Genomic DNA, 24,813 nt, shown 5'->3' with positions numbered 1-24,813 from the left:
GGCCGTGTCACGGCCGCGGCGCCCCGGCTCTGTTTTGTACGTTAGCGTCCGGCCGCCTCGGCGAGCATCCTGCGCGCCGCGGCTTGCGGATCCGCGGCGGCCGTGATGGGACGGCCGATCACGAGAAACGAGCTGCCGGCAGCGATCGCGCCGGCCGGCGTCGACGTGCGCTGCTGGTCGTCGGGCGCGGCCGCGGCGCTGCCGCCGCGGATGCCCGGCGTGACGATCACGAAGTCCGGGCCGCACGCCGCGCGAATCGCGGCCGTTTCCTGGGGAGACGCGACGACGCCGTCGAGACCCGCGTCGCGCGACAGCCTCGCCAGGCGCACGACCTGATCGATCGGCGACGCGTCGATGCCGACCGATCGCAGGGCAGAGGCGTCGAGGCTCGTCAGCACCGTGACGGCGATGACCAGCGGCCGGGCGAGCCCGCGCGCGGCCGCCGTCTCGTGCGCGGACCGGCGCGCGGCCTCGAGCATCGCGGGGCCGCCGCTCGCGTGCACGTTGAGCATCCAGACGCCCAGGCTCGTCGCGGCCGCCACCGAGCCCGCCACCGTGTTCGGGATGTCGTGAAACTTCAGATCGAGGAACACGCGGTGCCCGTCGGCGACGAATCGCTCGACGAGGTCTGGGCCGGCCGACGTGAACAACTGGCTGCCGATCTTCACGCCGCCGACGGCATCCCGCAGCCGCGCCGCCAGCGCGACGGCCTCGCCGGCGTCCGCGACGTCCAGTGCGGCGAGAATCGGGTTCGTCGTCACGCGTGCGCCCTCGCCGCCAGGTCGACCTGGCCGACGAGATCGCGGACCCGATCGAGACCGTGCCGTCGGAAGTAGCCGGAGATCCCGTCCACCACCTTGCCCCAGAGGAACGGATCGACGAAGTTGGCGGTGCCGATCTGCACGGCCGACGCGCCGGCGATCATGAACTCGAGGGCATCCTCGGCGTTCGTGATGCCGCCCATGCCGACGATCGGGATCTTCACGGCCTGAAAGCACTCCCACACCATGCGAACCGCGATCGGCCGAATCGCAGGTCCGCTGAGCCCGCCGAGCACGTTCGTGAGCTTCGGACGGCGCGTCTCGACGTCGATGGCCATCGCGAGAAACGTGTTGACCAGCGAGATCGCATCCGCGCCGGCGTCCTCGGCGGCGCGCGCGAACGACGCCGGCGCCGTCACGTTCGGTGTCAACTTCGGGATGAGCGGCAGCGCGGTGACCTTCCTGACGGCACTGACGACGTCGTAGGTGCCGCTGAGGCTGCAGCCGAACTGGATGCCGCCCTCCTTGATGTTCGGGCAGGAGATGTTGAGCTCAATCGCGCCGACGCCCTCGGCGTCCGACAGCACGCGCGAGACCTCGCAGTATTCCTCGATCGTGGACCCGCACACGTTGACGATGACCCTGGCGCCCAGACGCCGCAGTTCGGGCAGTTTCTCGGCGACGAAGCGGTGCACGCCGATCCCCTGCAGGCCGATCGCGTTCAGCATGCCTGCGGGGGTTTCGACGATCCGCGGAGGCGCGTGGCCTTCACGCGGCTCGAGGAACAGACCCTTGACGGCGACGCCGCCGAGCGTCGTGAGGTCGATCGCCTCCGCGTACTCGATGCCGTAGCCGAAGCAGCCGGATGCGGCGATCACGGGGTTGCGGAGGGTGAGCGAGCCGATGGCGACCGAAAGATCCATGCGCCCTCAGTGCGCGACGAGACGGTCCCAGACGAGCTTGGACGCGTCGAACACGGGGCCGTCGAGACACGACCGTACGAAGTGCTCGCGGCCGTCGTGCTGGACGGGCACGACGCAACTGTAGCAGCCGCCCATCCCGCAGCCCATCACCGGTTCGAGCGAGACGAACACCGGGCAGCCGGCGCCGGCCGCCAAGGCAGCGACCGCCCGCATCATCGGCGTAGGGCCGCACGCGTAGATCGTCACGGCCGACGCCGGAGGGCGGCTCGCGAGATCGCGCTCGAGCGGCACCGTGACGCGGCCCCGCACGCCGGCGCTGCCGTCCTCGGTCGCGAGCACGAGCCGCGCGCCCAGCCTGGCGAAGAGCTCGCGGTAGTGCAGGTCGCCCGCGGTGCGCCCGCCGTAGTACAAGGTCATCGGCGTGCGGCGCGCGGCGAGCGCTTCGGCCAACGTCACGAACGGCGCGAGGCCGACGCCGCCCGCCACCATCCACGCGTCGTCCGGTGGATCGACGGGCACGAATGGCTGGCCGAGCGGGCCGAGCACGGCGCACACGTCGCCGGGCTCCGCCGAGAACAGCCTCGACGTTCCGCGTCCGACCCGCTTGTTGAACAGCGTGATGCCGCGCGGGCTACCGTCGTCGTCGCGGAGGATCTCGAAGATGGAGAACGGCCGGCGCAGCAGCGGATCGAGGCCGGGGGCGGTCTTGATCATCACGAACTGGCCGGGGCGCGCCAGGCGCGCAACGTCCGGCGCGGCCAGTGCGAGCACGTTGTAGTCGGGCGAGAGCCGGGTGTTCGCGAGCACCTCGGCGTCGACGTCGACGGGCATGACTCGGGCCAGTATATAGACTCATGCGTTATCTCCGCATGTTGACCAACGCCGTCGCGGGCGGCGTGCTCGCTGCCACGTATCTGGCGGCGCTGATCTTCCAGGTCAACCCGCAGTTGCCGCTGCTGTCGACGACCGCCGTGCGGTGGCTCGGCGCCGTCGTCGCGTTCTATGCGCCCTACCTGACGGTGCTGCTGTACTTCCTGATGCTCGGCCGCGATCTGCTGTCGCTGCGTCCGCTCAGGCCGGCCTGGCTGAGCGTGAGGGTGCTCGCGTGGCTGGGCGCCGTGATGACCGCGGGCGCCGCCGCGCTGACCTGGGCGAACCTCGAGATCTTTCGAACCGTGCTGAGCGACGAGGCCGTCGATCGCATGCGAGCCGGCGCGTGGGCCGTTACGGCGTGTGCCGCCGTGCTCGCCGGCATCGTGGTGCTGCGCTACGCGGACCGGCGCCGCGGCGGCCGGCCGGTGACGGCCTTGCTGATAGCGGCGCTGTGCGGTTCGGTGGCCGTGCCGCTGTGGCTCCGCGGCCCTGGAGAGACGTTCGTGCGGGTGCCGCGCCGATCGGCGGATGAATCGCATCCGGCCCTCCGCGCGCCGCGCCTGCCGCTCACGTCCGCGCCGAGCGTCCGCATCATCGCGCTCGACGGCGCATCGCTCGGATTCATCCGGCAGCGCGTCGCAATCGGGCAGCTTCCGAACTTCGGCCGCCTGCTCGATCGCGGCGCCGTCGTCGATCTGGCGACGATCACGCCCACCGACGCCGAGCCGGTCTGGGCGGCCGCCGCGACCGGCAAGGCTTCCGGCAAGAACGGCATTCGATCGCGCGCGGCCTACCGTGTCACGCCGGCCGATCCGGTGGCCGCCGACGTCCTGCCGAAGTACTGCTTCGCGACGGCACTGCCCGAACAGGGCTTCGTCGGGCAGGCGCCTCCGACGGCTGCATCGCTCGTCGCGCGGCCGATCTGGGACATCCTCGCCGACTACGGCCTGGCGTCCGGGATCGCCGGCTGGCCCGTGACCTACCCTGCGAGGGCGGATCGCGGCTACGTGCTGAGCGAGCAGTTCGACGAGGCAACGGGTTCGCCGCTTCGCCTGGCGGATGCCAGCGCGGGCGATCCCACCACTGCCGTCGACGTGGCGCGGCCGGTGTTCGATCGCTGGATGTCCGCGCCATGGGACGAGGTGCTGCCGGCGTTGGCCGAAGGCGCGATGGCGCCGCCCGGGCTCGAGGGCGTGCGATGGGACCGCGCGTACAGCGACGCCGCGTCGGAGCTGGCCGAGCAGTTCGCGCCGCGGCTGACGGCCGTGCGCTACGAAGGGCTGGCCGAGGTGGGACGCCGTTACTTGCGCGAGGCCCAGCCCGAGCTCTTCGGCGAACCTCGGCGCGTCGATCCGCAACGGTCGCCGCTCGATCAGTACTACGAGTATCTCGACGCCGAGGTCGGCGGCGCGCTCCACCGTCTCGCACCGGGCGACCTGCTGCTCGTGGTGTCGGGCTTCGGCATGGAGCCGGCCGGACCCCGCGCGCGGCTCGTGGCGAGGCTGCTCGGCAGGCGGGACGACACGGGCACGAACGAGCGCGCGCCAGCCGGGTTCCTCCTGGCGTACGGCACGGCCGTGACACACGGCCAACCGCGGCCGGGATCGATTCTCGATCTGGCGCCGACCGTCCTGTACTACATGGGCGCGGAAGTCGGCCGCGACATGGACGGCTTCGCCCGCCGCGACCTGTTCGTGTCGACGTTCCAGCTCGATCACCCGGTGAAGTACGTCGCGACGCACGAGCGGTAGGGAAGGCGTCGCGTGCCGGCGGTTCGCGCGCGTGATAGACTGCCTCCTGCTCTTTAATGCGGTCCCGCGAGGCCGCAAAGAGGTGTCATGTCGAGCTCTTCTCCCGCGCGTCGTCTTCTCCCGTCTCTCTCCTTCTCGGCATCCTCGATGTGGCGCAGCCGGTTCCCGGCGGCTTGGAGGCGTTGATGCCCATCGTGATGGACGCGGATCGCGTCTCGCGGAGCATCTCGCGGATCGCGCACGAGATCCTGGAACACAACCGCGGCATCGAGGACCTCGCGCTCGTCGGCATTCGCGCGCGTGGCGTGCCGATCGCCGCGCGCCTCGCCGCCGCGATCAAAGCGTTGAGCGGCGTCGAGGTGCCGACCGGTGCGCTCGACATCACGCTGTACCGCGACGACCTCATGGGGCACGCGGCTGGATCGCAGCCGGTCATCCGCCGCACCGAGATCCCGTTCTCGATCGACGGCCGCGTGATCCTGCTGGTCGACGACGTGCTCTACACCGGCCGGACGGTTCGGGCGGCGCTCGACGCGCTCATCGACTTCGGGCGGCCGCGCGCCATCCAGCTCGTCGCGCTCGTCGATCGGGGACACCGCGAGCTGCCGATCCGCGCCGATTACGTCGGCCGCAACGTCCCGACCTCTCGTCAACAGACCGTGCAGGTGCGCCTGGCCGAGACGGACGGGCGCGACGAAGTGGAGGTGCAAGGATGACCGTCGCGGCAGCCACCAGCCTGCGCAGCCGTCACCTGCTCGGCATCGGCGAGCTCGACGCCTCGGAGATCGAGCTGATCATCCAGACGTCCTTCGCGATGAAGGAAGTCGCGCTGCGGCCCATCAAGAAGGTGCCCGCGCTCCGCGGGCGCACCGTGATCAACCTGTTCTTCGAAGCCAGCACCCGCACCCGGATGTCCTTCGAGCTGGCCGAGAAGCGGCTGAGCGCCGACACGCTGGGCATGACGACGGCCGGCTCGAGCGTGTCGAAGGGCGAGACGCTCGCCGACACCGCCCGGACGCTGGAAGCGATGGCGCCCGACATGATCGTGATGCGCCACTGGGCGTCCGGCGCCGCGCATCACCTGTCGAGGATCTGCCGCGGCAGCATCATCAACGCCGGCGACGGCATGCACGAACATCCGACGCAGGCGCTGCTCGACGCCGTCACGATTCTCGAGCGCAAGGGGCGGCTGGCCGGGCTGCGCGTCGCGATCATCGGCGACCTGCTGCACAGCCGCGTGTTCCGATCCAACGCTCTGCTCCTCACGCGCATGGGCGCTGACGTCGTCGCCTGCGGACCGCCGACGCTGATGCCGGTCGGCCTCGATCAGTTCGGCGTCCGCGCGACGTCGTCGATGAACGAGGCGGTCGACGGCGCGGACGTCGTGATGATGCTGCGCGTCCAGCACGAGCGGATGCACGGGCTGTTCTTTCCCTCCGTCCGCGAGTACTTCTCGCTGTTCGGCCTGACGGGCGAGCGGCTGCGGCGGGCGGCGCCCGATGTGATCGTCATGCATCCCGGCCCGCTGAATCGCGGCGTCGAGATCGATTCCGACGTGGCCGATGGCCCGTGGTCGGTGATTCTCGACCAGGTGGCCAACGGCGTGGCCGTCCGGATGGCAGTGCTCTACCTGCTCGCCGGCGGCGAAGGGGAGGACGTGAAGGGATGACCACGGCGCCGAGGGCTCTGCTGTTGAGGAACGTCCGGCTCGTCGATCCCGTCGCGGGGTGGAACGGGCACGTCGACATTCGCATCGACGGGCCGCGGATCGGCGCCGTCGGCAAGGGATTGCCGGTCGATGGTGCCACCGTCGTCGAGCTCCCGGCCGGCTGCGTCGTCACGCCGGGCCTCATCGACATGCACGTGCACCTGCGGGAGCCGGGCCAGGAGCACAAGGAGACGGTGGCCACCGGTCTCGCGTCCGCGGTGGCGGGCGGCTTCACTGCGGTGGCCTGCATGCCGAACACCACGCCGGTCAACGATCAGGCGCCGGTGACCGAGTTCATCCTGAAGCGGGCGGCCGAGGCCGGCCTGGCGCGGGTGTATCCCATCGGTGCGGTGTCGAAGGGATCGAAGGGCGAGGAGCTGACCGAGATCGGCGACCTGCACGCCGCCGGCTGCGTCGCGATCTCCGACGACGGGCATCCGGTGCGGACGGCGCTGCTCATGCGCCGCGCGCTCGAATACGCGTCGATGTTCCAGATGCCGGTCATCGACCACTGCGAGGACCCGTCGCTCAAGGGCGAAGGGGTCATTCACGAAGGGACGGCTGCCGCGATGCTCGGCCTGCGAGGGATGCCCGGCGCGGCCGAATCCGTGATGGTCGAGCGCGACATCTCGCTGGCGGAACTGACCGGCGGGCACGTGCACGTCGCCCACATGAGCGCGCGGCAGTCGCTGCGCGCCGTGCGCGAAGGCAAGGCGCGCGGGATTCACGTCACCTGCGAAGTGACGCCGCACCACGTCGTGTTGACCGACCAGGCGCTCCTCGCACACGGCGGATACGACACGAAGTTCAAGATGAACCCGCCGCTCCGGGACGAAGCCGACCGCCTCGCGATGATCGACGGGCTCCGGGACGGCACAATCGACGTCATCGCCACGGATCACGCCCCGCATCATGCGGACGAGAAAGCGCTCGAGTTCGACAACGCGCCGTTCGGGATCGTCGGTCTCGAGACAGCCGTGCCGCTCTGTCTCGATCGGCTCGTGCACGCCGGCGTGATCGGCCTCGACCGGTTCGTGGAGCTGCTGTCCGCCGCGCCGGCCCGGGTGCTCGGTGTTCCCGGCGGCACGCTCGCTGCCGGCGGTCCCGCCGACATCACCGTGCTGGCTCCCGACGTCGGGGTCACGGTTCATGCCGCCGACCTCCGCTCCAAATCGAAGAACACGCCGTTCGACGGATGGACGCTCACCGGCGCGGTGGCCGCGACGATCGTGGGTGGACGAATCGTGTATGTCAACGCCGCCGTGCCCGGCTTGACGCTGCCGTCCGATCCCGCGTGAGCGCGGAACGCACGAGATGACCGCACGACGCCCGCACGACATTTCGAGGACCGTATGAGCCGCCGCGACGACCTGCGTAGAAAAGCGCTTGCCAACCTCCAGCAATTCGAGGTGCTCATGCTCGACGGGCACTTCGACTACGGCAACGGCTATCACGGCCGCGTGTATCTCAACGCGCACCGGATCTTCAGGCAGCCGTCGCTGATCTGGCGGCTGGCGCAGGATCTGATCGACGTGCTGCCCGAAGACCTCGTGTCGTCCACCGACGTCGTGGCCGGCCCGGTGCTCGGCGGGGCGTTGCTGGCCCACACGATGGCCGGACTGCTCGACGGCCGGCGCAGCCTGAGCACGCCGCCGACCAGCTTCGCGCCGGTGTCGTCGGACGCCGCCGGCAACCTCATGCTCCGTCCGTTCTATCGCACGGTCGTCGCGGGCCGCCGCGTGCTGCTCGCCGACGACGTCCGGAACACCGGCAAGACGTTCGAGCGCGCCAAGTCGGTGATCGAGGCCGAAGGGGGCACGGTGATCGCGACCGTGCAGATCTACGATCGGCTGGAGCCGCTCGTCGATCTCGGCATTCCGAACGTCGCCCTGGCCGAGTACCGGGCCACCGAGAACTACGCGGTCTCGGAGTGTCCGCAGTGCCGCGCGGGCGTGCCCGTCACGGCGTTCTGACGATGGCCGGCGGGGCGCGCCGCTCGGCCGCCGGACTGCGGCCGGCGCTCGACGCGCTCTACGACCAGTTCAATGCGCCGGACTCCGCGCTGGATCCGATCCAGATCGTCCGGCGCTACCAAACAGTGGCCGATCGTGAAATCGTCGCCTTCGTCGCTGCGGCGCTGGCGTTCGGCCGCGTCGCCTCCGTGATGGCCTCGATCGAGGCCGTCGCGGCCGTGATGGGGCCGTCGCCGGCCGAGTTCGTCCGATCCTTCGATCCGGCGCGCGACGGCACGCCGCTGCGCGGGATCGTCCACCGATGGACGCGCGGCGACGACTTCGTCGCGCTGTTGTGGGTGCTGCGCCGTTTCCTCACCGCCCATGGATCGCTCGAGGCGGCCTTCATGGCCGGCGACGATCCCGAGGCCGCCGACGTCGCGCCTGGTCTGGAGCAGTGGTCTGCGGCGGCGCGCAGCGTCGATCTGGAGCCCGCGTACGGCGGGCGCGTGCCGTCCGCGCCTGGCGTGTACTACTTCTTCTCGCGTCCGTCGACCGGCGGGGCGTGCAAGCGCCTGAACCTCTTCCTCCGCTGGATGGTCCGGCGTGATCGCGTCGACCCTGGCGGGTGGGAGCGCGTGCGCGCGGCGCGGCTGATCGTGCCGCTCGACACCCACACCATCCGCGTCGGACGATGCCTGCGTCTCACCAGCCGAGCCTCGCCCGGGTGGCGAATGGCGGCCGAGATCACGAGCGCACTCCGCGCCTGCGATCCGGAGGACCCCGTTCGGTACGACTTCTCGCTCTGCCATCTCAGCATGATGGGCGCGTGCGGATGGGGCACGCGGCGCGGCAACCGGCAGTGCCCGTTGAACGCGTTCTGCCGGCCGGCCGGACGACGTCGAGACTGACGCTCGTCAACTTCCTGGAGCAACCCTTGTAGGATGGGCATCGAGGATCTCTGCCGATGATCGAACGCACGATCGCGTGCCTGCTGGCGGTGGCGCTGGCCCTGAGTGGCTGCGTGGCCGGCACCACCGGCACGCCGCCGCCGGCCGCCGTTCAGGCGCCGCTGCCGACGAACGAGGCGCTCGTCGCGCGCGCCAGAGCGCTCGAGCTCGACACGCCGTACGTGCCGCCGCCGGGAGACCGGCTGGAACACGAGACCGCCGCGTTCGCGAAGATCATGTGCTCGGCGGTCTTCATCACCGGACTGGATCCGGAGTTCGCCGCGGAGAACGTCGGCTACTTCACGAGCCCGTACGCGTCCCGCGCCAACGTCGGCAAGCCGGCCATCGATCGCGCCCGGCGTGCGGTGCACGTCACGATGCCGAACGGCGTGACCCGCACGGCCAAGGTCGCTGGCAGCCAGGGCTGCGTGGCCCTGCGGCGCGGCGAGACGGACGTGCACTTCGTGCCGGAGACCGTCGGGCCCAATCTGCCGGACGCATCGAGTCAGCCGTGGCCCATGGGAGACGCGGCCGCCGCCGAGCCGTGGCCGGCTGAGCTCGACAGGACCGCCGTCAGCGCCGCCCTCGACGCGGCGTTTGCGCCTGCCGGTGAGATGACGGCCGCCTTCGTGGCCGTCTGGAAAGGCCGCATCATCGCCGAACGGTACGCGCCGGGGATCACGATGCGTACGCCGCTCGAGAGCTGGTCGATGGGAAAGAGCACGACAGCGACGCTGATGGCCCTGCTCATCCGCCAAGGCGTCTACGGGCTGACGCAGCCGGCGCCGATTCCTGAGTGGCAGACTCCCGGCGATCCGCGCGCCGCGATCCGGATCGCCGACATTCTCCAGATGTCGAGCGGCCTGCGCAGCAAGGCGCCGCAGGATCCCGACTACGATCCGAAGGGACCGTATCCCGATCATCTCTACCTCTACACCGCGGCGGAAGACGTCTTCCGCTTCGCGGCCACGCGGCCGCTGCAGTGGCCACCAGGGCAGGTGGGCCGCTATCACAATACGGATCCCGTGCTGATCAACTACCTGATCCGGCTCGCCGTCGAGAAGCGAGGTGAGTCGTACCTCGCGTTTCCGCAACGCGCGCTGTTCGACCGGCTCGGGATCCGGAGCGCGGTGATCGAGACCGACGCGTTCGGCAACTTCCTGACGCAGGGCAACGACTACATGTCGGCGCGCGACTGGGCGCGGCTGGGCCTGCTGTATCTGCAGGACGGCGTGTGGCAGGGCGCGCGGCTGCTGCCGGAAGGATTCGTCCGCTTCGTCAGCAGCGTGGCGCCCGCGTGGCGCGCTGACGGGCGGCCGATCTACGGCGGGTTCTTCTGGATCAACGGCGACCGCGCCTTTCCGATTCCTGACGATGCGTACTACATGGCCGGGGCGGGAGGGCAGAACGTGTTCATCATCCCGTCGCACGATCTCGTGGTCGTCCGCATGGGCCACTACAAAGGCAACACGATCGGCACGCAAGGGATCAAGAATGCCCTGGCGAAGCTCGTGGCGGCCGTGCCGCGCCACGTGCCGGCGACCCGCTGATCGGATGTGCCATCTCCAGTCGCCATTTCGAGACCTTCAATCCGTCAATCCAATCTCACGATGTCCAAATCCTCCGAGATCTCAGATGACCTCCGCTACCCCATCGGGCGTTTCACGCCGCCGGCCGAATACTCGCCGGCTCTTCACCGGACGTCGATCGACGAGATCGCGTCGGCGCCCTCGCTCGTGCGCGAGGCTGTCAGGGGCCTGAGCCGTGCGCAGCTTCTGACCCCGTATCGCGAGGGCGGATGGACGCCCGCGCAGGTGGTGCATCACCTCGTCGACAGCCACGCGAACGCGTACGTGAGGCTGAAGCTCGCGCTCACCGAAGAGAACCCGGCGATTCGGCCGTACGACGAGGCCGCGTGGGCCCAGTTGCCCGATGCGATTGATCCGGACGTCGCCCGTCGCTCGACCTCCTCGCAGCACTGCACGTGCGGTTCGTGATCGCGTTGCGAGCGCTGCAGCCTGCGCAGTTCGCGCGGCCGATGGTCCACCCTCAGCGCGGGCCCATGACCATCGAGCGGCTGCTGGCGCTCTACGCGTGGCACGGGAAGCACCACGTCGCGCACATCACCGCGCTGCGCAAACGGCAGGGCTGGTGACCCGGGTGGCTCCGGGTGCGAGACGCCGGTTCAGTTCGCCGGATCAGGACCGAGGCCGGCGCGCCTCGTACACGGCCGCCGTGCCCGCGACGAGCTGATCCACGCTGAACGCGGTCGAGACGCGCGCGCGGCCGGCGCGCCCGAGCCGATCGCGAAGCGCGCGGTCGCGGAGGACCTCGAGCAGCGCGGCGGCCATCTCGGCGTCGTGGCGCGGCGGGACGAGCAATCCGGTCTCGCGGTCCACGACGGCTTCCGGGATGCCGCCGGCCGTGGTCGCCACGACCGCACGGCCGCACGCCATGGCCTCGAGGATGGCCGATCCGAGCCCTTCGGTGATCGAGCTCATCGCGAAGACGTCGAACGACTTCATCAGGCCGATCGCATCCGGACGGAAGCCGGTCAGCAGCACGTGGCGTTCGAGCCCGAGCTCCCGGATCCGCCGTTCCAGCGGCTCGCGCAGTTCGCCTTCGCCCACGATCAGGAACCGCGTGTCGGGGTGAGCCCGCACCACCTCGGCCGCGGCCGAGACGAGGTGCGCCTGCCCTTTGTGCGACGCCAGCGCCGCGACGTTGCCCACGATCGGCGCGCCGTGCGGGAGCCAGAAGGCCGCGTGCGCGTCGACGGCGGGCTCCGCGTCGATCGCCGCGAGATCGACGCCGTCGTGCACGACCTCGATCCGGTCGCGGTCGATGCCATCGGCCACCAGAATCTGGGCGATCACGCGCGACGCCGCGATGAACACATCGACCGAGCGGTACTTCCACCGGGAGAACGCGTGGTGCTTCAGGTGGAAGTCGACGCGCCGGGCGGCGACGACGAGCGGGCGGCGCGGCGGGGCGCCGGCCATCTGCAGCGCCATCGCCGTGAGCGAGACGGCCATCGGGTCGTGGGCGTGCACGACGTCCGGCCGCTCCTCGTCGAAGATGCGGCGGAGCTGCCAGGCCGCCTGGACGTCGAACTCGCTGCGCGGCAGCAGGCCGATGGTCTTGACGGTCGCGGCCGCCCGCTTCAGCAGCTCGCCATGCTCGTGCGCGACGAGCACCACGTCGTGGCCGAGCGCCGGCAGGCCTCGGACCGTGAGCAGGACCTGGTTCTGCCCGCCTCTCCACGTTCGGGCGGTGTCGAGATGAACGGAGCGCATCGGACGGTCCGCGGGCCGTCAGCGCTCCGGGACGCGCGGCATCTGCATCGCGCGCAGCTTGGCGAACTTCAGGAACACGTAGTGCGCGTTCATGGCCGAGACGATCAGGCCGGTTGCGCCGTCGAGGAACCCACGGCGCAGCACGTAGTTCCTGAGGAACGCCGCCGGCGGGTGCAGAAGCAGATCCGGCAGGCCCGCGCGCCGGCCGCGATCGAACATCTCGGCGGCCGCGAGCGTCGTGTAGCGATCCATCGTCTGGTGGTGATGGCTGATGTCGCGGTACGCGTAGTGCTGGATCTCGCCCGTCAACCGGCCGACCGCGCCGTCCGCCTTCACCGACTCGTGGACGCGCGCCGGCGTCCAGCGCGCCCGACGGCGGTCGTACAAGCGGAGCTGGTAGTCGGGATACCAGTCGGTCGTGCGAATCCACCGGCCGAGGTGCCAGGTGACGCGCGGCATGCGGAACCCGGCCGCCGAGGGCGGCTGCGCGAGCACGTGGCGGATCTCGTCGGCAAGCGCGGGGGAGACCCGCTCGTCCGCGTCGAGCGACAGGATCCAGTCGCAGCCTGTTTGGCCGGCGGCCCAGTTCTTCTGTGCCGCGTAGCCCGGCCACTCGCGCACCGTCACCGTGGCGCCAGCTCCGCGCGCGCGCTCGACCGTGTCGTCCGTCGACCCGCTGTCGACGACCAGCCGTTCGTCCGCCCACACGACCGACTCGAGGCAGGCCTCGATGTGCGCGGCCTCGTTGAGCGTGATGACCACGGCGGCGAGCTTCGGCACGCGCCGACTATATCAGCGGCCCGCCGGGGCGGCGGGCTGCCGGCGCCGCGTGCAGCGGGCCGGATTCGACGCGTGCGAACTGGGGAGTCCGCGGTTCATTCCGGCGCGGCGATGACCCGCTCGGGATGCGCGTAGACGTTGAATCGATCGTCGCGGACGAACCCGACGAGCGTCATGCCGGCCTCGCGCGCGAGATCGATCGCGAGGCTGGATGGCGCGGAGATCGCGGCGACGAGCCGCACGCCGCCCACCCACGCCTTCTGGACGATCTCGAAGGACGTCCGGCCGCTCACGCAGAGCAGCATCTGGTCGAGCGGGAGACGGCCCGCCTGACACATGCGGCCGAGCAGCTTGTCGACGGCGTTGTGGCGGCCGACGTCCTCGGCGCTGTCGAGCAGGCGCCCATCGCGATCGAACAAGCCGGCGGCGTGGAGGCCGCCGGTCTCCTGAAACGACGGTTGTGCGGCCGCGAGCGCCTGCGGCAGCCCGAGCACCACGTCGGCGCGCACGGTCCAGCGATCGGCAAACGGCGGGCGGTCGAGCGTGAGCGACTCGAGCGTGCGCCGGCCGCACATCCCGCACGAGGCGTTCATCAGCACTTCTCGCCGCTGGCTCAGCGCGCGATCGATCGCCGCCTCCGACCCTGGCACGAGCCACACGTTGATGACGTGCTCCACCTCGTCCAGGTCGATGCGCTCGACGTCGGGGCCCTGGTCGATCACGCCTTCAGACAGCAGGAAGCCCAGGGCGAGCGCCGCGTCGTCGCCCGGCGTGCGCATGATGACGGAGAAGGGAAGGCTGTCGAGGCGAACTTCCAGCGGAAGTTCGACGGCGACGCGGTCGCGATCGGCCCGGCTCAGCCCGCCTTCCACGCGGACCACATCGAACGCGCGAACGGCGGGTCTCATGCGGCTCGAGACGACGGACTCACTATACTGTAGACGCCGTTGCGGAGATTCGGGCGCGATCCGCCGCATTTTCCTTGAGCGTCCGGCCGAACCCGCGCATGATCGTTGTCATATTGCCACGGTCGTCGCGGCAGTAGACTGGCGCGGCTCTTGAAGGAGGCGCAGCTTCGTGCGCGTGCGTGGTGCTCTTCTCGTTTGTGCCGTCCTGTGGTGCGCAGCCATCGGCGCGGCCTGCCGCAACCTGGTTCCCAGTTCCCCGCCGTCGACCTCTTCGATGCCGCCGTTGCCGGGCGAACGCTCGGGCGTGTTCACCACGGCGCGACCGTCGGTCATGGCGGCGGTGCGGGAGCATTTCGACCTCCGCGCCGAACCCGTCCAGCCGGTCGAGTTCCCGCACAACATCCACATCGAGAAGGGCCTGAAGTGCACCGACTTCTGCCACGCGACGGTGACCAAGGGCCCGCGCGCCGGTCTGCCGAGCGTGAAGACCTGCATGATGTGTCACGCCGCGCTCGCGACCGACAAGCCGCGCATCCAGCAGATTACGGCGGCGGCTGCGCGCGGCGAGGACCTCGCGTGGCAACGGGTTTACGGCTTCGTGCCCCAGCAGCACGTGCGGTATCAGCACGCTCCGCACATCCGCGCCGGCATCGACTGCACGAAGTGTCACGGCGACGTCGCCAACCAGACCGTCGCCCGCCGCAACGTGAATCACACGATGGGCTTCTGCGTGACCTGTCATCGGGAGAACAACGCTCCCGACGACTGCCTCACCTGCCACAACTGAGCGGATCGGATCCATGGATCGTCGCAACTTCCTGAAGCTCACTGCCGTTACGGGCACCACCAGCGCGCTCGCCGCCTGCGGGAACCCCGAGCACACGCTCATCCGCTTCGTCCCCGACGAGGACATCGAACCCGGCATCGCCGTGTGGAAGCCGAGCGTGTGTCCGCTCTGCGCCAACGGCTGCGGGCTGACGGTGCGGGTCATGGACGCGGATGTCGAGGTCGTTCGCGGATCTCAGGCGGGCGTCGTCCGAAAGCCCGTGGCCAAGAAGCTGGACGGCAACGCCCAGCATCCCTCCAGCCACGGCGGCCTCTGTCCGCGAGGTCAGGCTGCGATCCAGGTCACCTACCATCCGGATCGCATCGCCCAGCCGCTCAAACGCGCGGGTGAACGGGGCGATGGCCGCTACGTCGCGATCTCGTGGGACCAGGCGATTGGCGAGCTGGCGGCCGCGCTCGATCGGCTGGCTGGCGCGGGACGCCAACAGGCGCTCGCGTGTCTCGTCCGTCCCGGCCGCAGCCAGCGGCGGACGCTCGTCGACACGTTCCTGTCGCGCTTCGGCGCGCCGCCGGCCCTCAGCCCCGAGCTGTTCGGCGACGACGTGCTGAGGCGTGCGAACGGGCTGAGCTTCGGGCGATCGCAGTTGCCGACGATCGATCTGGCGCGAGCGCGATTCGTGTTGAGCTTCGGCGCCGACTTCCTCGGCACCTGGAATTCGCCCGTCGCGCACAACGCGAGCTACGGCGAGATGCGCCAGGGGCGGCTCGGCGTGCGCGGCGTCTTCGTGCAGGTCGAAGCGCGGATGTCGCAAACGGGCGCGAGCGCGGACCAGTGGATGCCGGCGAGGCCGGCGACCGAAGGCATCCTGGCGCTTGGGATCGCGCACGTGATCATGGCGGCCAAGCTGGCCGCGGCGGCCGATGCGGGTCGCGCCGGACGGTTGATCGACGGCTGGTCATCGGGGCTTCCCGAGTACACGCCGGCGCGCGTGCAGGAGCTCACCGGCGTGCCGGCGGCGCGCATCGAACGGCTGGCCCGGCAGTTCGGCGAGATTCGTCCCGCCGTCGCGGTCGTGTCCGGTCCGCCGCTCGGGCATACCAACGGCCTCTTCACCGCGCTGGCGGTCAACGCGCTGAACGCGCTCGTGGGGGGCGTCGAACGTCCCGGCGGCCTGTTCTTCATGCCGCAGCTCGAGGCCGGGTCGAACCGGCCGGCGCGCACGATTGGTGCGGTCGCGGGCGAGATCCTCGGCGCGTCGGCGTCGCCCGTTGAAGCCGTGTTGATCGACGGCGCCAACCCGGTGCACGCGTCGCCGCGCGCGTGGCGTGTGCGCGACGCGCTGCTCAAGGTGCCGTTCATCGCCAGCTTCGGCAGCTTCCTCGACGACACGAGCGTGCTGGCGGATTTGATCCTCCCCGATCACTCGTTCCTCGAATCGTGGGTCGACGCGCTGCCCGAGTCGGGCTCGCTCGATCCGATTGCGAGCGTGGCCGGCCCGGTGATGCGGCCGCTGTACGACACGCGCGCGATGCCGGACGTGCTCATCGACGTTTCGAAGCGGTTGCAGCGGCCGCTCACGCCCGCGCTGCCGGCGTCGTTCGAGGCCATGCTGCAGGCGTCGGTCGAGCGGCTGCAGCCCGGCGCGGCCGATGCGTGGACGAAGGCGACCGAGCAGGGCGGCTGGTGGGGCGCGGCCCGCAGCACGGTGCCGCCGGCCGAGCCCGCGGTCACGCGCACGGTCGCCCGCACGGAGCCGGCCTTCGACGGCGACGCGGGCGAGTATCCGTTCCACTTCCTGCCGTACCCGTCGCAGGCGTTCGGCGACGGCGCGACGGCGCACCTGCCGTGGCTGCAGGAGCTGCCGGATCCGTTGACGTCGGCGATGTGGAGCAGTTGGGTCGAGGTCGGCACCGAGACGGCGACCAAGCTCGGCATCTCGCTGGGCGACGTCATCGAGATCACCTCGCCGCGCGGCTCGCTGCGCGCGCCCGCCGTCGTCTCGCCAGGCTTGGCGCCGTACCTGATCGCCATGCCGATGGGGCAGGGGCACCGGACGTACACGCGGTACGCGAGCGGCCGTGGGGTCAACCCCGCGGAGCTGCTCGGCGCGGTGACCGAGCCGGAGACCGGCAGCCTCGCCTGGGCCGCGACGCGTGTGCGCATCGCGAAGGTCGGCGAGAAGGACGGCAGCTTGATCCTGTTCGCCGGCGGCATGCGCGAGGCGCACCCGGCGCATCGGCTCTAGGAAGGACAGCTCATGGCGCGATGGGGAATGGTCGTCGATCTCGACCGCTGCACGGGATGCAGCGGGTGCGTCACGGCGTGCCACGCGGAGAACAACATCGGACCGGCGGGGCTGGATCAGGCGGCGCGCGGCCGTGCCAAGCACTGGATCCGCGTGGAACGCTACTGGGAGGGGGACTTCCCTGACGTGAAGCTGAAGTTCCGTCCGGTGATGTGCCAGCAATGCGAGGCGGCGCCGTGCGAGCCGGTGTGTCCGACCTACGCGAGCCATCGGACGGCCGACGGCCTGAACGCGCAGGTCTACAACCGCTGCATCGGCACGCGCTACTGCGCGAACGCCTGTCCGTACAGCGTGCGGTTCTTCGACTTCTACAACCCGAGCTGGGACAAGCCGCTGCAACTGCAGCTCAACCCGGACGTTTCGCTCCGCGAAGTCGGCGTGATGGAGAAGTGCACGTTCTGCGTGCAGCGCATCCGCGCGACGCAGAGCCGCGCGCGCGCGGAGGGCCGGCCCGTGCACGACGGCGAGATTCAGCCCGCGTGCGTGCAGGCCTGCGCGCCCCGCGCGCTCGTCTTCGGCGACCTCGACGATCCCGAGAGCGAGGTCTCCCGCCTCGCCGAGCTGCCGCGCGGCGCCAAGCTGCTCGAGGACCTGGGCACGCGGCCGTCCGTCACGTATCTCTCGCGCCAGACACAGTCATGACCCACGCTCCTGCTGCCGTTGTCGAAGACAAGCTCGTCGAGGATCTGCTGCGCCCCACGGTGCGGACGACCTGGCGGTTCTACCTGCTCGTCTCGCTCCTCCTCAGCGTCGTCGTCGCCGCTGCGATCGCCTTCAGCTCCCAGCTCTACTTCGGCTTCGGGATCACCGGGCTGCGCTGGCCGGTGTTCTGGGGCTTCTACATCACGAACTTCGTGTTCTGGATCGGCATCAGCCACGCCGGGACGCTGATCTCGGCGATCCTCCGGCTGGTGAACGCGGGCTGGCGGCGTCCGGTCACGCGGTGCGCGGAAGTCATCACCGCCTTCGCGCTGATGATCGGTGCGATGTTCCCGATCATCCACCTCGGGCGGCCGTGGCTCTTCTACTGGCTGGCGCCGTACCCGAACGAGCGGCTGCTCTGGCCCAACTTCCGGTCGCCGCTCATGTGGGACTTCTTCGCCATCAACACCTACCTGACCGGCAGCCTGCTGTTCCTGTTCCTGCCGATGATCCCGGATCTCGCGATCATCCGGGACAAGTCCACCGGCCTGAAGCACCGGATCTACGGCCTGCTGGCGCTCGGTTGGCGCGGCACGCCCAAGCAGTGGTACCGGCTCGAATCGGCGATGCAGATCATGGCGATCGCCATCGTGCCGGTGGCCGTGTCGGTCCACACCATCGTGTCGTTCGACTTCTCGATGGCGCCCGTGCCCATGTGGCACACGACGATCTTCGGCCCCTACTTCGTGGCGGGCGCGATCTTCAGCGGCATCGCCGGCTTGATCATCGCGATGGCGACGCTCCGCCGGGTGCTCGGGCTCCAGGAGTACCTGCAGCCCGTGCACTTCGAGAACCTCGGCAAGCTGCTGCTCGTCATGAGCCTGCTCTGGGGGTACTTCGTCTTCAACGAGCGTCTCGTCACCTGGTACGGCAACGAGCCGGCCGACATGGTGGTGTTCAACACGAACCAGCACGGCTCCTTCTCGCCGCTCTACTGGACGATGGTCATCGTCAACTTCGTGTTGCCGGTCATCGTGCTCTCGATCCGGAAGCTGCGGACGATCACCGGCTGCGTCATCGTCTCGTTCGGCGTCGTGATCGGCATGTGGCTGGAGCGGTTCCTGATCGTCGTGCCGTCGCTCAAGAACAAGTACCTGCCGTACGCCTACGGCCAGACGTACCTGCCGCAGCCGGTCGAGCTGATCGTCATGACGGCGACGTTCGCCGCGATGATCATGCTCTACGTGCTGTTCGCGAAGTTCGTCCCGATCATCTCGATCTGGGAGCTGAAGGGAGGCGAGCACCCGTCGCCGCGGCTGCTGCCGCCCGCCACGAAGACGCATCCGCTCGGGGAGCTGCACCTGTGAACGCCGTCTACGCGCTCTACCGCGATGGCAACGCCGCACAGCAGGCCGTCAACGGCCTGCGCGCGTCGGGCCTGAGCCTGGATCAGATCACGATCATCACGCCGTACCCGATGGAGGACTTCGAGTTCTTCCAGGCCGATCGGCGCACGAGGATGTGGTACATCGCCTGCCTCGGCGCCCTGATCGGGTTCAGCCTTGGAACCTGGCTGACCCGCACCGGGCAGTTGCTGTGGCCGGTCGTCACCGGCGGCATGCCGATCACGCCGTGGTGGCCCAACATGGTCATCATCTTCGAGTGCACGATGCTCGGCTCGATCCTCGCCACCGTCATCTCCCTGCTGGTCTCGGCCAGCCTGCCCGCCCGATCGAAGCGGCTGCTCTACGACACCGAGGTCACGAACGGGCAGATCCTGGTGGGCGTCGAGGACCCGGTGGAGCGCACGGTGGAGGATCTCACGCGCATCCTCGCGGCGCCCGCCGGCGCCATCGTCAAACGCGTATAGTCCGCGCGCGTCCGCGGACTTGAATTCCTCGCAGCGCCGCCTGATCATGGACGCTGGTCTCGTGGGCCCGGGCGTCGCGTGCCCGTGTCCCGCGCCAGATGGAGGCGCCATGCCCGTTGCCGCATCGGCCCAGCGGCTCGTGATCATCCTCATCCGCCCCTCGAAGTACGACGACGAGGGCTACGTCATCCGGCATCTCCGGGGCACGCTGCCCAGCAACACGCTGAGCTGCCTGAACAGCCTGACGGAGGACGCGATCCGGCAGGGCGCCCTCGGGGACGTCGACGTGACGGTGGACGTGATCGACGAGATCGTCTCGAAGGTCGATCCGCGGCGGCTCGCCCGGAAGCACCGGCGCCAGGGAGTCAAGATCCTGGTCGGCCTCGTCGGCGTGCAGACGAACCAGTACCCGCGCGCGCAGGACCTGGCCCGGCAGTTCCTCGCCGACGGCTGCGAGGTGATGATCGGCGGGTTCCACGTGAGCGGCGCGATCGCGATGTCCGCCGCGATGCCGCCCGAGTGTCAGGAGATGATCGACGCTGGCGTCACCCTCGTGCTCGGTGAGGTCGAGAACCACTGGGGCGAGGTGCTCCAGGACGTCGTCGCGGGCCGGCGGCGGCCGGTCTACGACTTCCTGGACAACCGCCCGGAGCTGCTGAACGCACCGCTGCCGCGCGCGTCGTTCAAGACGCAGAAGAAGTTCATGCTCAAGGAGAGCGGCACGATCGACGCCGGCCGCGGGTGCGTCTTCAACTGCTCGTTCTGCACGATCATCAACGTGCAGGGGCGTACGATGCGCGCCAGGGGCGCCGGTCCGATCCTCGAGCAGATCCGGCAGAACTACCGCCTGAAAGGGCGCCGCGGCATCCACCACTACTTCTTCACCGACGACAACTTCACGCGCAACCCGTACTGGGAGGCGATCTTCGACGGGCTCATCGCGATGCGCGAGTCGGAGGGCATTCACGTCGACTTCATGATGCAGGTCGACACGCAGGCGCCGCGCGTGACGGGGTTCATCGAGAAGGCGGCGCGCGCCGGCTGCGTCCAGGTCTTCATCGGCATGGAGGCGATCCGCGACGACAACCTGAAGGCCGGCGGCAAGCCGCAGAACAAGTCGCGCGAGTACCGCGACATGATCGCCCGGTGGCACGCGGTCGGCGTCGTCTGTCACGTCGGCTACATCATCGGGTTCCCGAACGACACGTACGAGCGCGTCATGGAGGACGTCCGCACCCTGCGCGACACGCTGCTCGTCGATCAGGCGTCGTTCTTCATGCTCACGCCGCTGCCGGGCTCGCGCGACCACCAGGTGGCCGTCAAGGCGGGCGTGCCGATGGACGCCGACTACAACAACTTCGATTCGTTCCACGCGACGACGCCCCACCAGCACATGAGCGCCGAGGAGTGGTATCGCGCGTTCCGCGACGCGTGGCGGGAGTTCTACTCGTTCGATCACATGCGCCGATCGCTCCTGCGCCAGAACCCGCACACGTACTGGGCCGTGCTGAAGAACTTCATCTGGTATCGCGCCGCGATGGCCGAAGGCGCGCACCCGATGATCACCGGCTTCTTCCGGCTGAAGGATCGGCGATCGCGGCGGCCGGGATTCCCGATCGAGAGCCGCCTGACGTTTCTGCGGCGGCGCGTGCGCGAGCACGCCTACATCCTGCGCGAGTACGCCAAGATCTTCCTCGAGATGGAGGAGCTGTGGCTGAAGACGCGCATCCGCAGCGACCAGTACGCGTTCCTCGGCGATCTGCGGAACGTCGCGCGGCGCTCCACCGCCGAGGTCAAGCTCAACTGGGGACGGATCCACGGCGCGATGGATGCCCGCGTGGGCGCGATCCGCTCGTCGGTGGGCAGCACCGTGCAACACGTCGGGGAAACGATGGCGGATCGGCTCGACGCCGTACGGGAAGCCGTCGGGGCCTGGGCGACGACGTTCGGGGAGGCCGTCAACGCGCACGTGCCGGCGCTGCCCGCGCCCGCTTCGAGCTGGCGGCGCCGCGTCGCGAAGCTCAACGTGTTCTCGCTCCGGCACCTCGAGGCCGGCCGCGACCACCTCAGGGAATACTGGCAGCAGACCTGGCACGCCGGTACCCGCCTGCAGTTCTGGCGCTTGAACCCGGTGTCGGTCGGCGTGAACTTCGTGCGCGACGCCCGGCGGACCGTCCTCTTCTTCTACGCGATGATGCTCGAGCGGTACTGACGCGCTATTCCGAGAACTCCCGCGCCAGCTCGACGAACTCGCCTTCGGGTGCCAGCACGCGATACTCCCGCCAGTGAGGCTTCGCCTCCGCAGACCGGCCCGTCTTCTCGAGCGTGACCGCCAGATAGAAGTGGGCTTCCGGGTAGTGCGGGTTGATCGCGAGCGCCTCGCGATAGGCGGCGATCGCCTCCGCGTACCGCCCGAGATCGTGATGGATGTTCGCGAGGTTGAAGTGCGCCTCGAAGCACTCGGGATCGAGGCGGACAGCTTTCTCGTACAGCGCCTCCGCCTCGACGATCTGGTCCCGCTCGTAGTGAATGTTGGCCAGGTTGACGATGGCCGGCACGAGCTGCGGTTGGAAGATCGCCGCGCGGCGATACGCCGCTGCCGCGGCGTCGAGATCCCGGTGATCGCCGTCGTCGAGCTCCGCCCCTTCGAGGAAGTACTTCGCGGCCAACGCCTGGTTCGCCGCCGCGATCTGTTCCAGCCGTCCCTGGGGCAGCCGCGACATCGGCGGCGGCGCGGGCGTCGGCAGCTTCACGACGCGCGCCGGCGTCCGATCCGCGTCGGGCTGGAAGTCGAGGACGAGCTGGCCCTCGCGCTCGGCCGCGATCGCGCGCAGCCATGCTTGCAGCGGCGTGCCGCGCGCGATCTCGGCCGCGGCCTGCCGTATCACCGTCAGATCCGAGAACGCGTACCGGCCGGCCACCGGCCGGATCAGCCCCCAACGCTCGAGGTAGCGAAGGTGATCGTCGGTCAGCGACGGATGCCGGCTGCGCAGCTCGCGGACCGAGTGGTACTGCCCGCGAAGCGTCTCGACGTCGGGCAGCCCCGCCTCGAGGCAGAACTCGTCCTCGGTCAGCACCCGCGGGACATGGGCCGGCACGTCGACCTCGTCGCCGGCACGCACGACGACGCTCGTACGCGGCGTCACCGCCGAGGCGAACGTGCCGCCGAGCCGTTCCACGATGGCCCGGACGTCGCGCCGGGAGAGCAGGCGCAGGCGCCCGAGCACCACGACGTGCCAGCCGCTGAAAGGACGATCCGTCGATCGCATCGAACCGGCGCCGGTGGCCACGATGAATCGGCGCGCCTGGGATGTCAAGCGTCCGCGCTCCGTCGGCCGGCGGCCACGCTGGTTCCGGCGAGCTGCTCGAGCAGCGTCACGAGCGACTGCGTGCCCTGCTCGCTCTCGCCGCGCACCTCGAGCGCGCGGAGGAGCTGCTGGACCAGCTCGGCGGCGAACGTCGGCACGTTCAGCTCGCGCGCGGTCTCGCTGACGAGCCGCAGATCCTTCTGCTGCAGCCGGACCTTGAAGGCCGGCGCGAAGTCGCGGGCCAGAATCTTCGCGCCGAGATGCTGGAACGCCCAACTGTTCGCCGCGCCGCCCGTGAGCGCCTCGTGCAGCTTCTCCAGATCGAGGCCGGCCTTCGCGCCGAGGACGAGCGCTTCGCACGCGGCGAGCAGGTTCACCGCGGCGAGGATCTGATTGCACAGCTTGGCGGTCTGCCCGTGGCCCGACGGCCCAATGTGGGTGACGCGCGACCCCATCGCGCGGAACACCGGCCGCGCGCGCTCGACCGCGGAAGACTCGCCGCCGATCATGATCGTCAGGGTGCCGTTGATGGCGCCGAGCTCGCCGCCAGAGACGGGCGCGTCGAGCCAGTGGCAGCCGGCCGCCGCCGCCCGCCCTGCCAGGTCTCTCGTGACCGCCGGCGAGATGGTGGACATGTCCGCGACGATGAGCCCTGGCCTCGCGCCGGTGAAGATGCCGTCGGGGCCGTCGGCGACGAGCTCGACGTCCGGCGAGTCCGGCACCATCGTCACGACCATGTCGGCGCGGCGCGCCACTTCGGCGGGGCTGCCGGCCAGCGTGGCACCCAGCGGCGCCAGCGCTTCGGCCGATGCTCGCGTCCGGCTGTGCACGACGAGCGAGAAGCCGGCTTTGATCAGGTTGCGCGCCATCGGCCCGCCCATGATGCCGAGGCCGATGAAGCCCACGTTCGCGATCGCCGCCTGTCCCTGTTCCATCGCCGTGTCCGCCATTTCCCTCGCTCCGCAGCGCCAAGTATGATCCGGGGCCATGCTGCTCGCCGCGGATGTCGGCGGAACGAAGACGCTCGTCGGCCTGTTTCGTCCAGGCGGCGTGCGGCCTGTCGCTCTCGCCACACGAGTGTATGCCACTCAGGATTACTCGACGCTCTCGGAAATCGTCCACGCGTTCCTCGCGGACGTCGATCGTCCGGCGGTGCAGGCGATCGCCGCGGGTGTCGCCGGGCCGGTCGAGGGTCTGCGTGCGACGTTGACCAACGTCGACTGGACCGCGGATCTCGACGAGATCTCGCGGGCGCTCGGCGGCTGTCCGGCGGCGCTCCTGAACGATCTGGAGTCGATGGCGTACTCGGTGTCGGTGCTCGAAGCCGACGAGCTGTGCGTGCTCCAGGCCGGGCGGCCAGCCGCCGCGGGCAATTGCGCGCTCATTGCCGCCGGCACGGGGCTGAACGCGTCGCACATCCCGCGCGTGAACGGCCGGCTGGTGCCGTCGGCTTCCGAATCGGGCCACGCCGACTTCGCCGCGCGGACCCGGCGCGAGCTCGAGCTGGTCGAGCACTTGACGCGGGAATACGGGCGTGCCGAGGTCGAGGCCGTGCTCTCGGGACCCGGCATCGTGAACCTGTTCCAGTTCACCCATGCGTCCGATCGAGCGAAATCCGCTTGCCCGGTCGTCGCCGCCGACCTCGGCGCGAGGGCTCAGGGCGAGGAGCGCGACCGCGCCGCCGACGTCACGGCCGCGGCGTTGGAGCGGACGTGTCACTGGTGCGAGGAAGCGCTCGGGATGTTCGTATCTGCCTATGGCGCGGAGACCGGCAATGTCGCGCTGCGCGCGCTGGCCATTGGCGGCATCTACATCGGCGGCGGCATCGCGCCGAAGATTCTGCCCGCGTTGGAGGCCGGTTCGTTCATGGAGGCGTTTCTCGCGAAGGGGCCGATGACGCCGCTACTGCAGGACGTGCCCGTGAAAGTGGTGCTGAATGCGGGCGCCGGGTTGATCGGCGCGTCCGTCAAGGCAGCGGCGCTGCTGGAGAGGTGACCGC

At 69.9% G+C, this 24,813-nt stretch carries 22 protein-coding genes and 1 pseudogene; 15 read left to right on the top strand and 8 right to left on the bottom strand.

The window, feature by feature from the left end; translation table 11 throughout:
• Positions 1–41: 41 nt before the first annotated feature.
• From pyrF to IT184_04185, 3 genes are read right to left on the bottom strand one after another with little or no spacing between them, the layout of a single operon-like run.
• Positions 42–761 carry an orotidine-5'-phosphate decarboxylase gene (pyrF, locus tag IT184_04195; GenBank protein MCC7007995.1) on the bottom strand — a complete coding sequence of 240 codons (720 nt, stop codon included), beginning with the start codon at positions 759–761 and terminating at the stop codon, positions 42–44.
• Positions 758–1,684, bottom strand: a complete 927-nt coding sequence (locus IT184_04190; protein ID MCC7007994.1) for a dihydroorotate dehydrogenase — start codon at positions 1,682–1,684, stop codon at positions 758–760. Before IT184_04190 ends, pyrF begins: the two co-directional genes overlap by 4 nt.
• 6 nt (positions 1,685–1,690) lie before the next feature.
• Positions 1,691–2,515: a dihydroorotate dehydrogenase electron transfer subunit gene (locus IT184_04185; GenBank protein ID MCC7007993.1), complete on the bottom strand. Its 825-nt coding sequence runs from the start codon at positions 2,513–2,515 to the stop codon at positions 1,691–1,693.
• 23 nt (positions 2,516–2,538) lie between these two features.
• On the opposite strand from IT184_04185, the gene IT184_04180 reads away from it, so the two are divergent.
• From IT184_04180 to IT184_04145, 8 genes and pseudogenes are all read left to right on the top strand, one after another.
• Positions 2,539–4,308 (top strand): alkaline phosphatase family protein, encoded by a 1,770-nt coding sequence (locus tag IT184_04180; GenBank protein MCC7007992.1) that lies wholly within the window; start codon positions 2,539–2,541, stop codon positions 4,306–4,308.
• A gap of 185 nt (positions 4,309–4,493) precedes the next feature.
• Positions 4,494–5,024, top strand: a complete 531-nt coding sequence (pyrR, locus tag IT184_04175) for a bifunctional pyr operon transcriptional regulator/uracil phosphoribosyltransferase PyrR (GenBank protein MCC7007991.1) — start codon at positions 4,494–4,496, stop codon at positions 5,022–5,024.
• The gene (locus IT184_04170; GenBank protein ID MCC7007990.1) at positions 5,021–5,977 is read left to right on the top strand and encodes an aspartate carbamoyltransferase catalytic subunit; all 957 of its coding nucleotides are present in this window, start codon (positions 5,021–5,023) and stop codon (positions 5,975–5,977) included. Before pyrR ends, IT184_04170 begins: the two co-directional genes overlap by 4 nt.
• Complete coding sequence (locus IT184_04165) at positions 5,974–7,314, top strand: dihydroorotase (protein ID MCC7007989.1); 1,341 nt, start codon at positions 5,974–5,976, stop codon at positions 7,312–7,314. Before IT184_04170 ends, IT184_04165 begins: the two co-directional genes overlap by 4 nt.
• Before the next feature lie 54 nt (positions 7,315–7,368).
• On the top strand, positions 7,369–7,989 hold the full coding sequence (locus tag IT184_04160) for a hypothetical protein (protein ID MCC7007988.1): 621 nt from the start codon (positions 7,369–7,371) through the stop codon (positions 7,987–7,989).
• Between the two features lie 2 nt (positions 7,990–7,991).
• Positions 7,992–8,879 (top strand): TIGR02757 family protein, encoded by an 888-nt coding sequence (locus IT184_04155; protein ID MCC7007987.1) that lies wholly within the window; start codon positions 7,992–7,994, stop codon positions 8,877–8,879.
• Between the two features lie 56 nt (positions 8,880–8,935).
• The gene (locus IT184_04150; GenBank protein MCC7007986.1) at positions 8,936–10,468 is read left to right on the top strand and encodes a serine hydrolase; all 1,533 of its coding nucleotides are present in this window, start codon (positions 8,936–8,938) and stop codon (positions 10,466–10,468) included.
• 60 nt (positions 10,469–10,528) lie between these two features.
• Positions 10,529–11,073: pseudogene (locus IT184_04145) on the top strand (putative metal-dependent hydrolase).
• A gap of 43 nt (positions 11,074–11,116) precedes the next feature.
• Here IT184_04145 and IT184_04140 read toward each other — a convergent pair.
• The 3 genes from IT184_04140 to fdhD form a co-directional block, all read right to left on the bottom strand.
• Positions 11,117–12,214, bottom strand: coding sequence for a glycosyltransferase (locus tag IT184_04140; protein MCC7007985.1), 1,098 nt, complete (start codon positions 12,212–12,214; stop codon positions 11,117–11,119).
• Positions 12,215–12,232: 18 nt separating this feature from the next.
• Positions 12,233–12,994 (bottom strand): glycosyltransferase family 2 protein, encoded by a 762-nt coding sequence (locus IT184_04135; GenBank protein MCC7007984.1) that lies wholly within the window; start codon positions 12,992–12,994, stop codon positions 12,233–12,235.
• A 95-nt stretch (positions 12,995–13,089) separates the two neighbouring features.
• Positions 13,090–13,902, bottom strand: a complete 813-nt coding sequence (fdhD, locus tag IT184_04130; protein MCC7007983.1) for a formate dehydrogenase accessory sulfurtransferase FdhD — start codon at positions 13,900–13,902, stop codon at positions 13,090–13,092.
• A 274-nt stretch (positions 13,903–14,176) separates the two neighbouring features.
• Between fdhD and IT184_04125 the strand changes: the two genes are divergently transcribed.
• From IT184_04125 to IT184_04100, 6 genes are all read left to right on the top strand, one after another.
• Positions 14,177–14,689 (top strand): cytochrome c3 family protein, encoded by a 513-nt coding sequence (locus tag IT184_04125; protein MCC7007982.1) that lies wholly within the window; start codon positions 14,177–14,179, stop codon positions 14,687–14,689.
• A gap of 13 nt (positions 14,690–14,702) precedes the next feature.
• A complete protein-coding gene (locus IT184_04120; protein MCC7007981.1) occupies positions 14,703–16,934 on the top strand; it encodes a molybdopterin-dependent oxidoreductase in 2,232 nt (743 codons plus the stop codon).
• A 12-nt stretch (positions 16,935–16,946) separates the two neighbouring features.
• On the top strand, positions 16,947–17,636 hold the full coding sequence (locus tag IT184_04115; protein MCC7007980.1) for a 4Fe-4S dicluster domain-containing protein: 690 nt from the start codon (positions 16,947–16,949) through the stop codon (positions 17,634–17,636).
• Positions 17,633–19,003: a polysulfide reductase NrfD gene (gene nrfD / locus IT184_04110; protein MCC7007979.1), complete on the top strand. Its 1,371-nt coding sequence runs from the start codon at positions 17,633–17,635 to the stop codon at positions 19,001–19,003. Before IT184_04115 ends, nrfD begins: the two co-directional genes overlap by 4 nt.
• Positions 19,000–19,506: a DUF3341 domain-containing protein gene (locus IT184_04105; protein MCC7007978.1), complete on the top strand. Its 507-nt coding sequence runs from the start codon at positions 19,000–19,002 to the stop codon at positions 19,504–19,506. Before nrfD ends, IT184_04105 begins: the two co-directional genes overlap by 4 nt.
• 109 nt (positions 19,507–19,615) lie before the next feature.
• On the top strand, positions 19,616–21,718 hold the full coding sequence (locus IT184_04100) for a radical SAM protein (GenBank protein ID MCC7007977.1): 2,103 nt from the start codon (positions 19,616–19,618) through the stop codon (positions 21,716–21,718).
• A gap of 4 nt (positions 21,719–21,722) precedes the next feature.
• On the opposite strand, the gene IT184_04095 is transcribed toward IT184_04100, so the two are convergent.
• Both IT184_04095 and IT184_04090 read right to left on the bottom strand, forming a co-directional pair.
• Positions 21,723–22,823, bottom strand: a complete 1,101-nt coding sequence (locus IT184_04095) for a tetratricopeptide repeat protein (protein ID MCC7007976.1) — start codon at positions 22,821–22,823, stop codon at positions 21,723–21,725.
• Complete coding sequence (locus IT184_04090; protein MCC7007975.1) at positions 22,820–23,749, bottom strand: NAD(P)-dependent oxidoreductase; 930 nt, start codon at positions 23,747–23,749, stop codon at positions 22,820–22,822. The genes IT184_04095 and IT184_04090 overlap by 4 nt, the downstream gene beginning before the upstream one ends.
• Positions 23,750–23,801: 52 nt before the next feature.
• On the opposite strand from IT184_04090, the gene glk reads away from it, so the two are divergent.
• A complete protein-coding gene (gene glk / locus IT184_04085; GenBank protein MCC7007974.1) occupies positions 23,802–24,809 on the top strand; it encodes a glucokinase in 1,008 nt (335 codons plus the stop codon).
• Positions 24,810–24,813 lie beyond the last annotated feature (4 nt).

The organism is Acidobacteriota bacterium (assembly GCA_020853395.1).
Lineage (GTDB): Bacteria > Acidobacteriota > Vicinamibacteria > Vicinamibacterales > SCN-69-37 > JADYYY01.
This window is presented reverse-complemented; position numbering and strand designations above follow the sequence as displayed.

What these genes read in the sequence shown, in the direction of transcription:
- IT184_04100 (MCC7007977.1), top strand. Translation starts at nt 19,616, where the DNA reads ATGCCCGTTGCCGCATCGGCCCAGCGGCTCGTGATCATCCTCATCCGC.
- IT184_04125 (MCC7007982.1), top strand. Translation starts at nt 14,177, where the DNA reads ATGCCGCCGTTGCCGGGCGAACGCTCGGGCGTGTTCACCACGGCGCGA.
- IT184_04165 (MCC7007989.1), top strand. Translation starts at nt 5,974, where the DNA reads ATGACCACGGCGCCGAGGGCTCTGCTGTTGAGGAACGTCCGGCTCGTC.
- IT184_04180 (MCC7007992.1), top strand. Translation starts at nt 2,539, where the DNA reads ATGCGTTATCTCCGCATGTTGACCAACGCCGTCGCGGGCGGCGTGCTC.
- glk (MCC7007974.1), top strand. Translation starts at nt 23,802, where the DNA reads ATGCTGCTCGCCGCGGATGTCGGCGGAACGAAGACGCTCGTCGGCCTG.
- IT184_04140 (MCC7007985.1), bottom strand. Translation starts at nt 12,214, where the DNA reads ATGCGCTCCGTTCATCTCGACACCGCCCGAACGTGGAGAGGCGGGCAG.
- IT184_04190 (MCC7007994.1), bottom strand. Translation starts at nt 1,684, where the DNA reads ATGGATCTTTCGGTCGCCATCGGCTCGCTCACCCTCCGCAACCCCGTG.
- IT184_04160 (MCC7007988.1), top strand. Translation starts at nt 7,369, where the DNA reads ATGAGCCGCCGCGACGACCTGCGTAGAAAAGCGCTTGCCAACCTCCAG.
- IT184_04170 (MCC7007990.1), top strand. Translation starts at nt 5,021, where the DNA reads ATGACCGTCGCGGCAGCCACCAGCCTGCGCAGCCGTCACCTGCTCGGC.
- IT184_04120 (MCC7007981.1), top strand. Translation starts at nt 14,703, where the DNA reads ATGGATCGTCGCAACTTCCTGAAGCTCACTGCCGTTACGGGCACCACC.
- IT184_04115 (MCC7007980.1), top strand. Translation starts at nt 16,947, where the DNA reads ATGGCGCGATGGGGAATGGTCGTCGATCTCGACCGCTGCACGGGATGC.
- IT184_04155 (MCC7007987.1), top strand. Translation starts at nt 7,992, where the DNA reads ATGGCCGGCGGGGCGCGCCGCTCGGCCGCCGGACTGCGGCCGGCGCTC.
- IT184_04150 (MCC7007986.1), top strand. Translation starts at nt 8,936, where the DNA reads ATGATCGAACGCACGATCGCGTGCCTGCTGGCGGTGGCGCTGGCCCTG.
- IT184_04090 (MCC7007975.1), bottom strand. Translation starts at nt 23,749, where the DNA reads ATGGAACAGGGACAGGCGGCGATCGCGAACGTGGGCTTCATCGGCCTC.
- nrfD (MCC7007979.1), top strand. Translation starts at nt 17,633, where the DNA reads ATGACCCACGCTCCTGCTGCCGTTGTCGAAGACAAGCTCGTCGAGGAT.
- IT184_04185 (MCC7007993.1), bottom strand. Translation starts at nt 2,515, where the DNA reads ATGCCCGTCGACGTCGACGCCGAGGTGCTCGCGAACACCCGGCTCTCG.
- pyrR (MCC7007991.1), top strand. Translation starts at nt 4,494, where the DNA reads ATGCCCATCGTGATGGACGCGGATCGCGTCTCGCGGAGCATCTCGCGG.
- fdhD (MCC7007983.1), bottom strand. Translation starts at nt 13,902, where the DNA reads ATGAGACCCGCCGTTCGCGCGTTCGATGTGGTCCGCGTGGAAGGCGGG.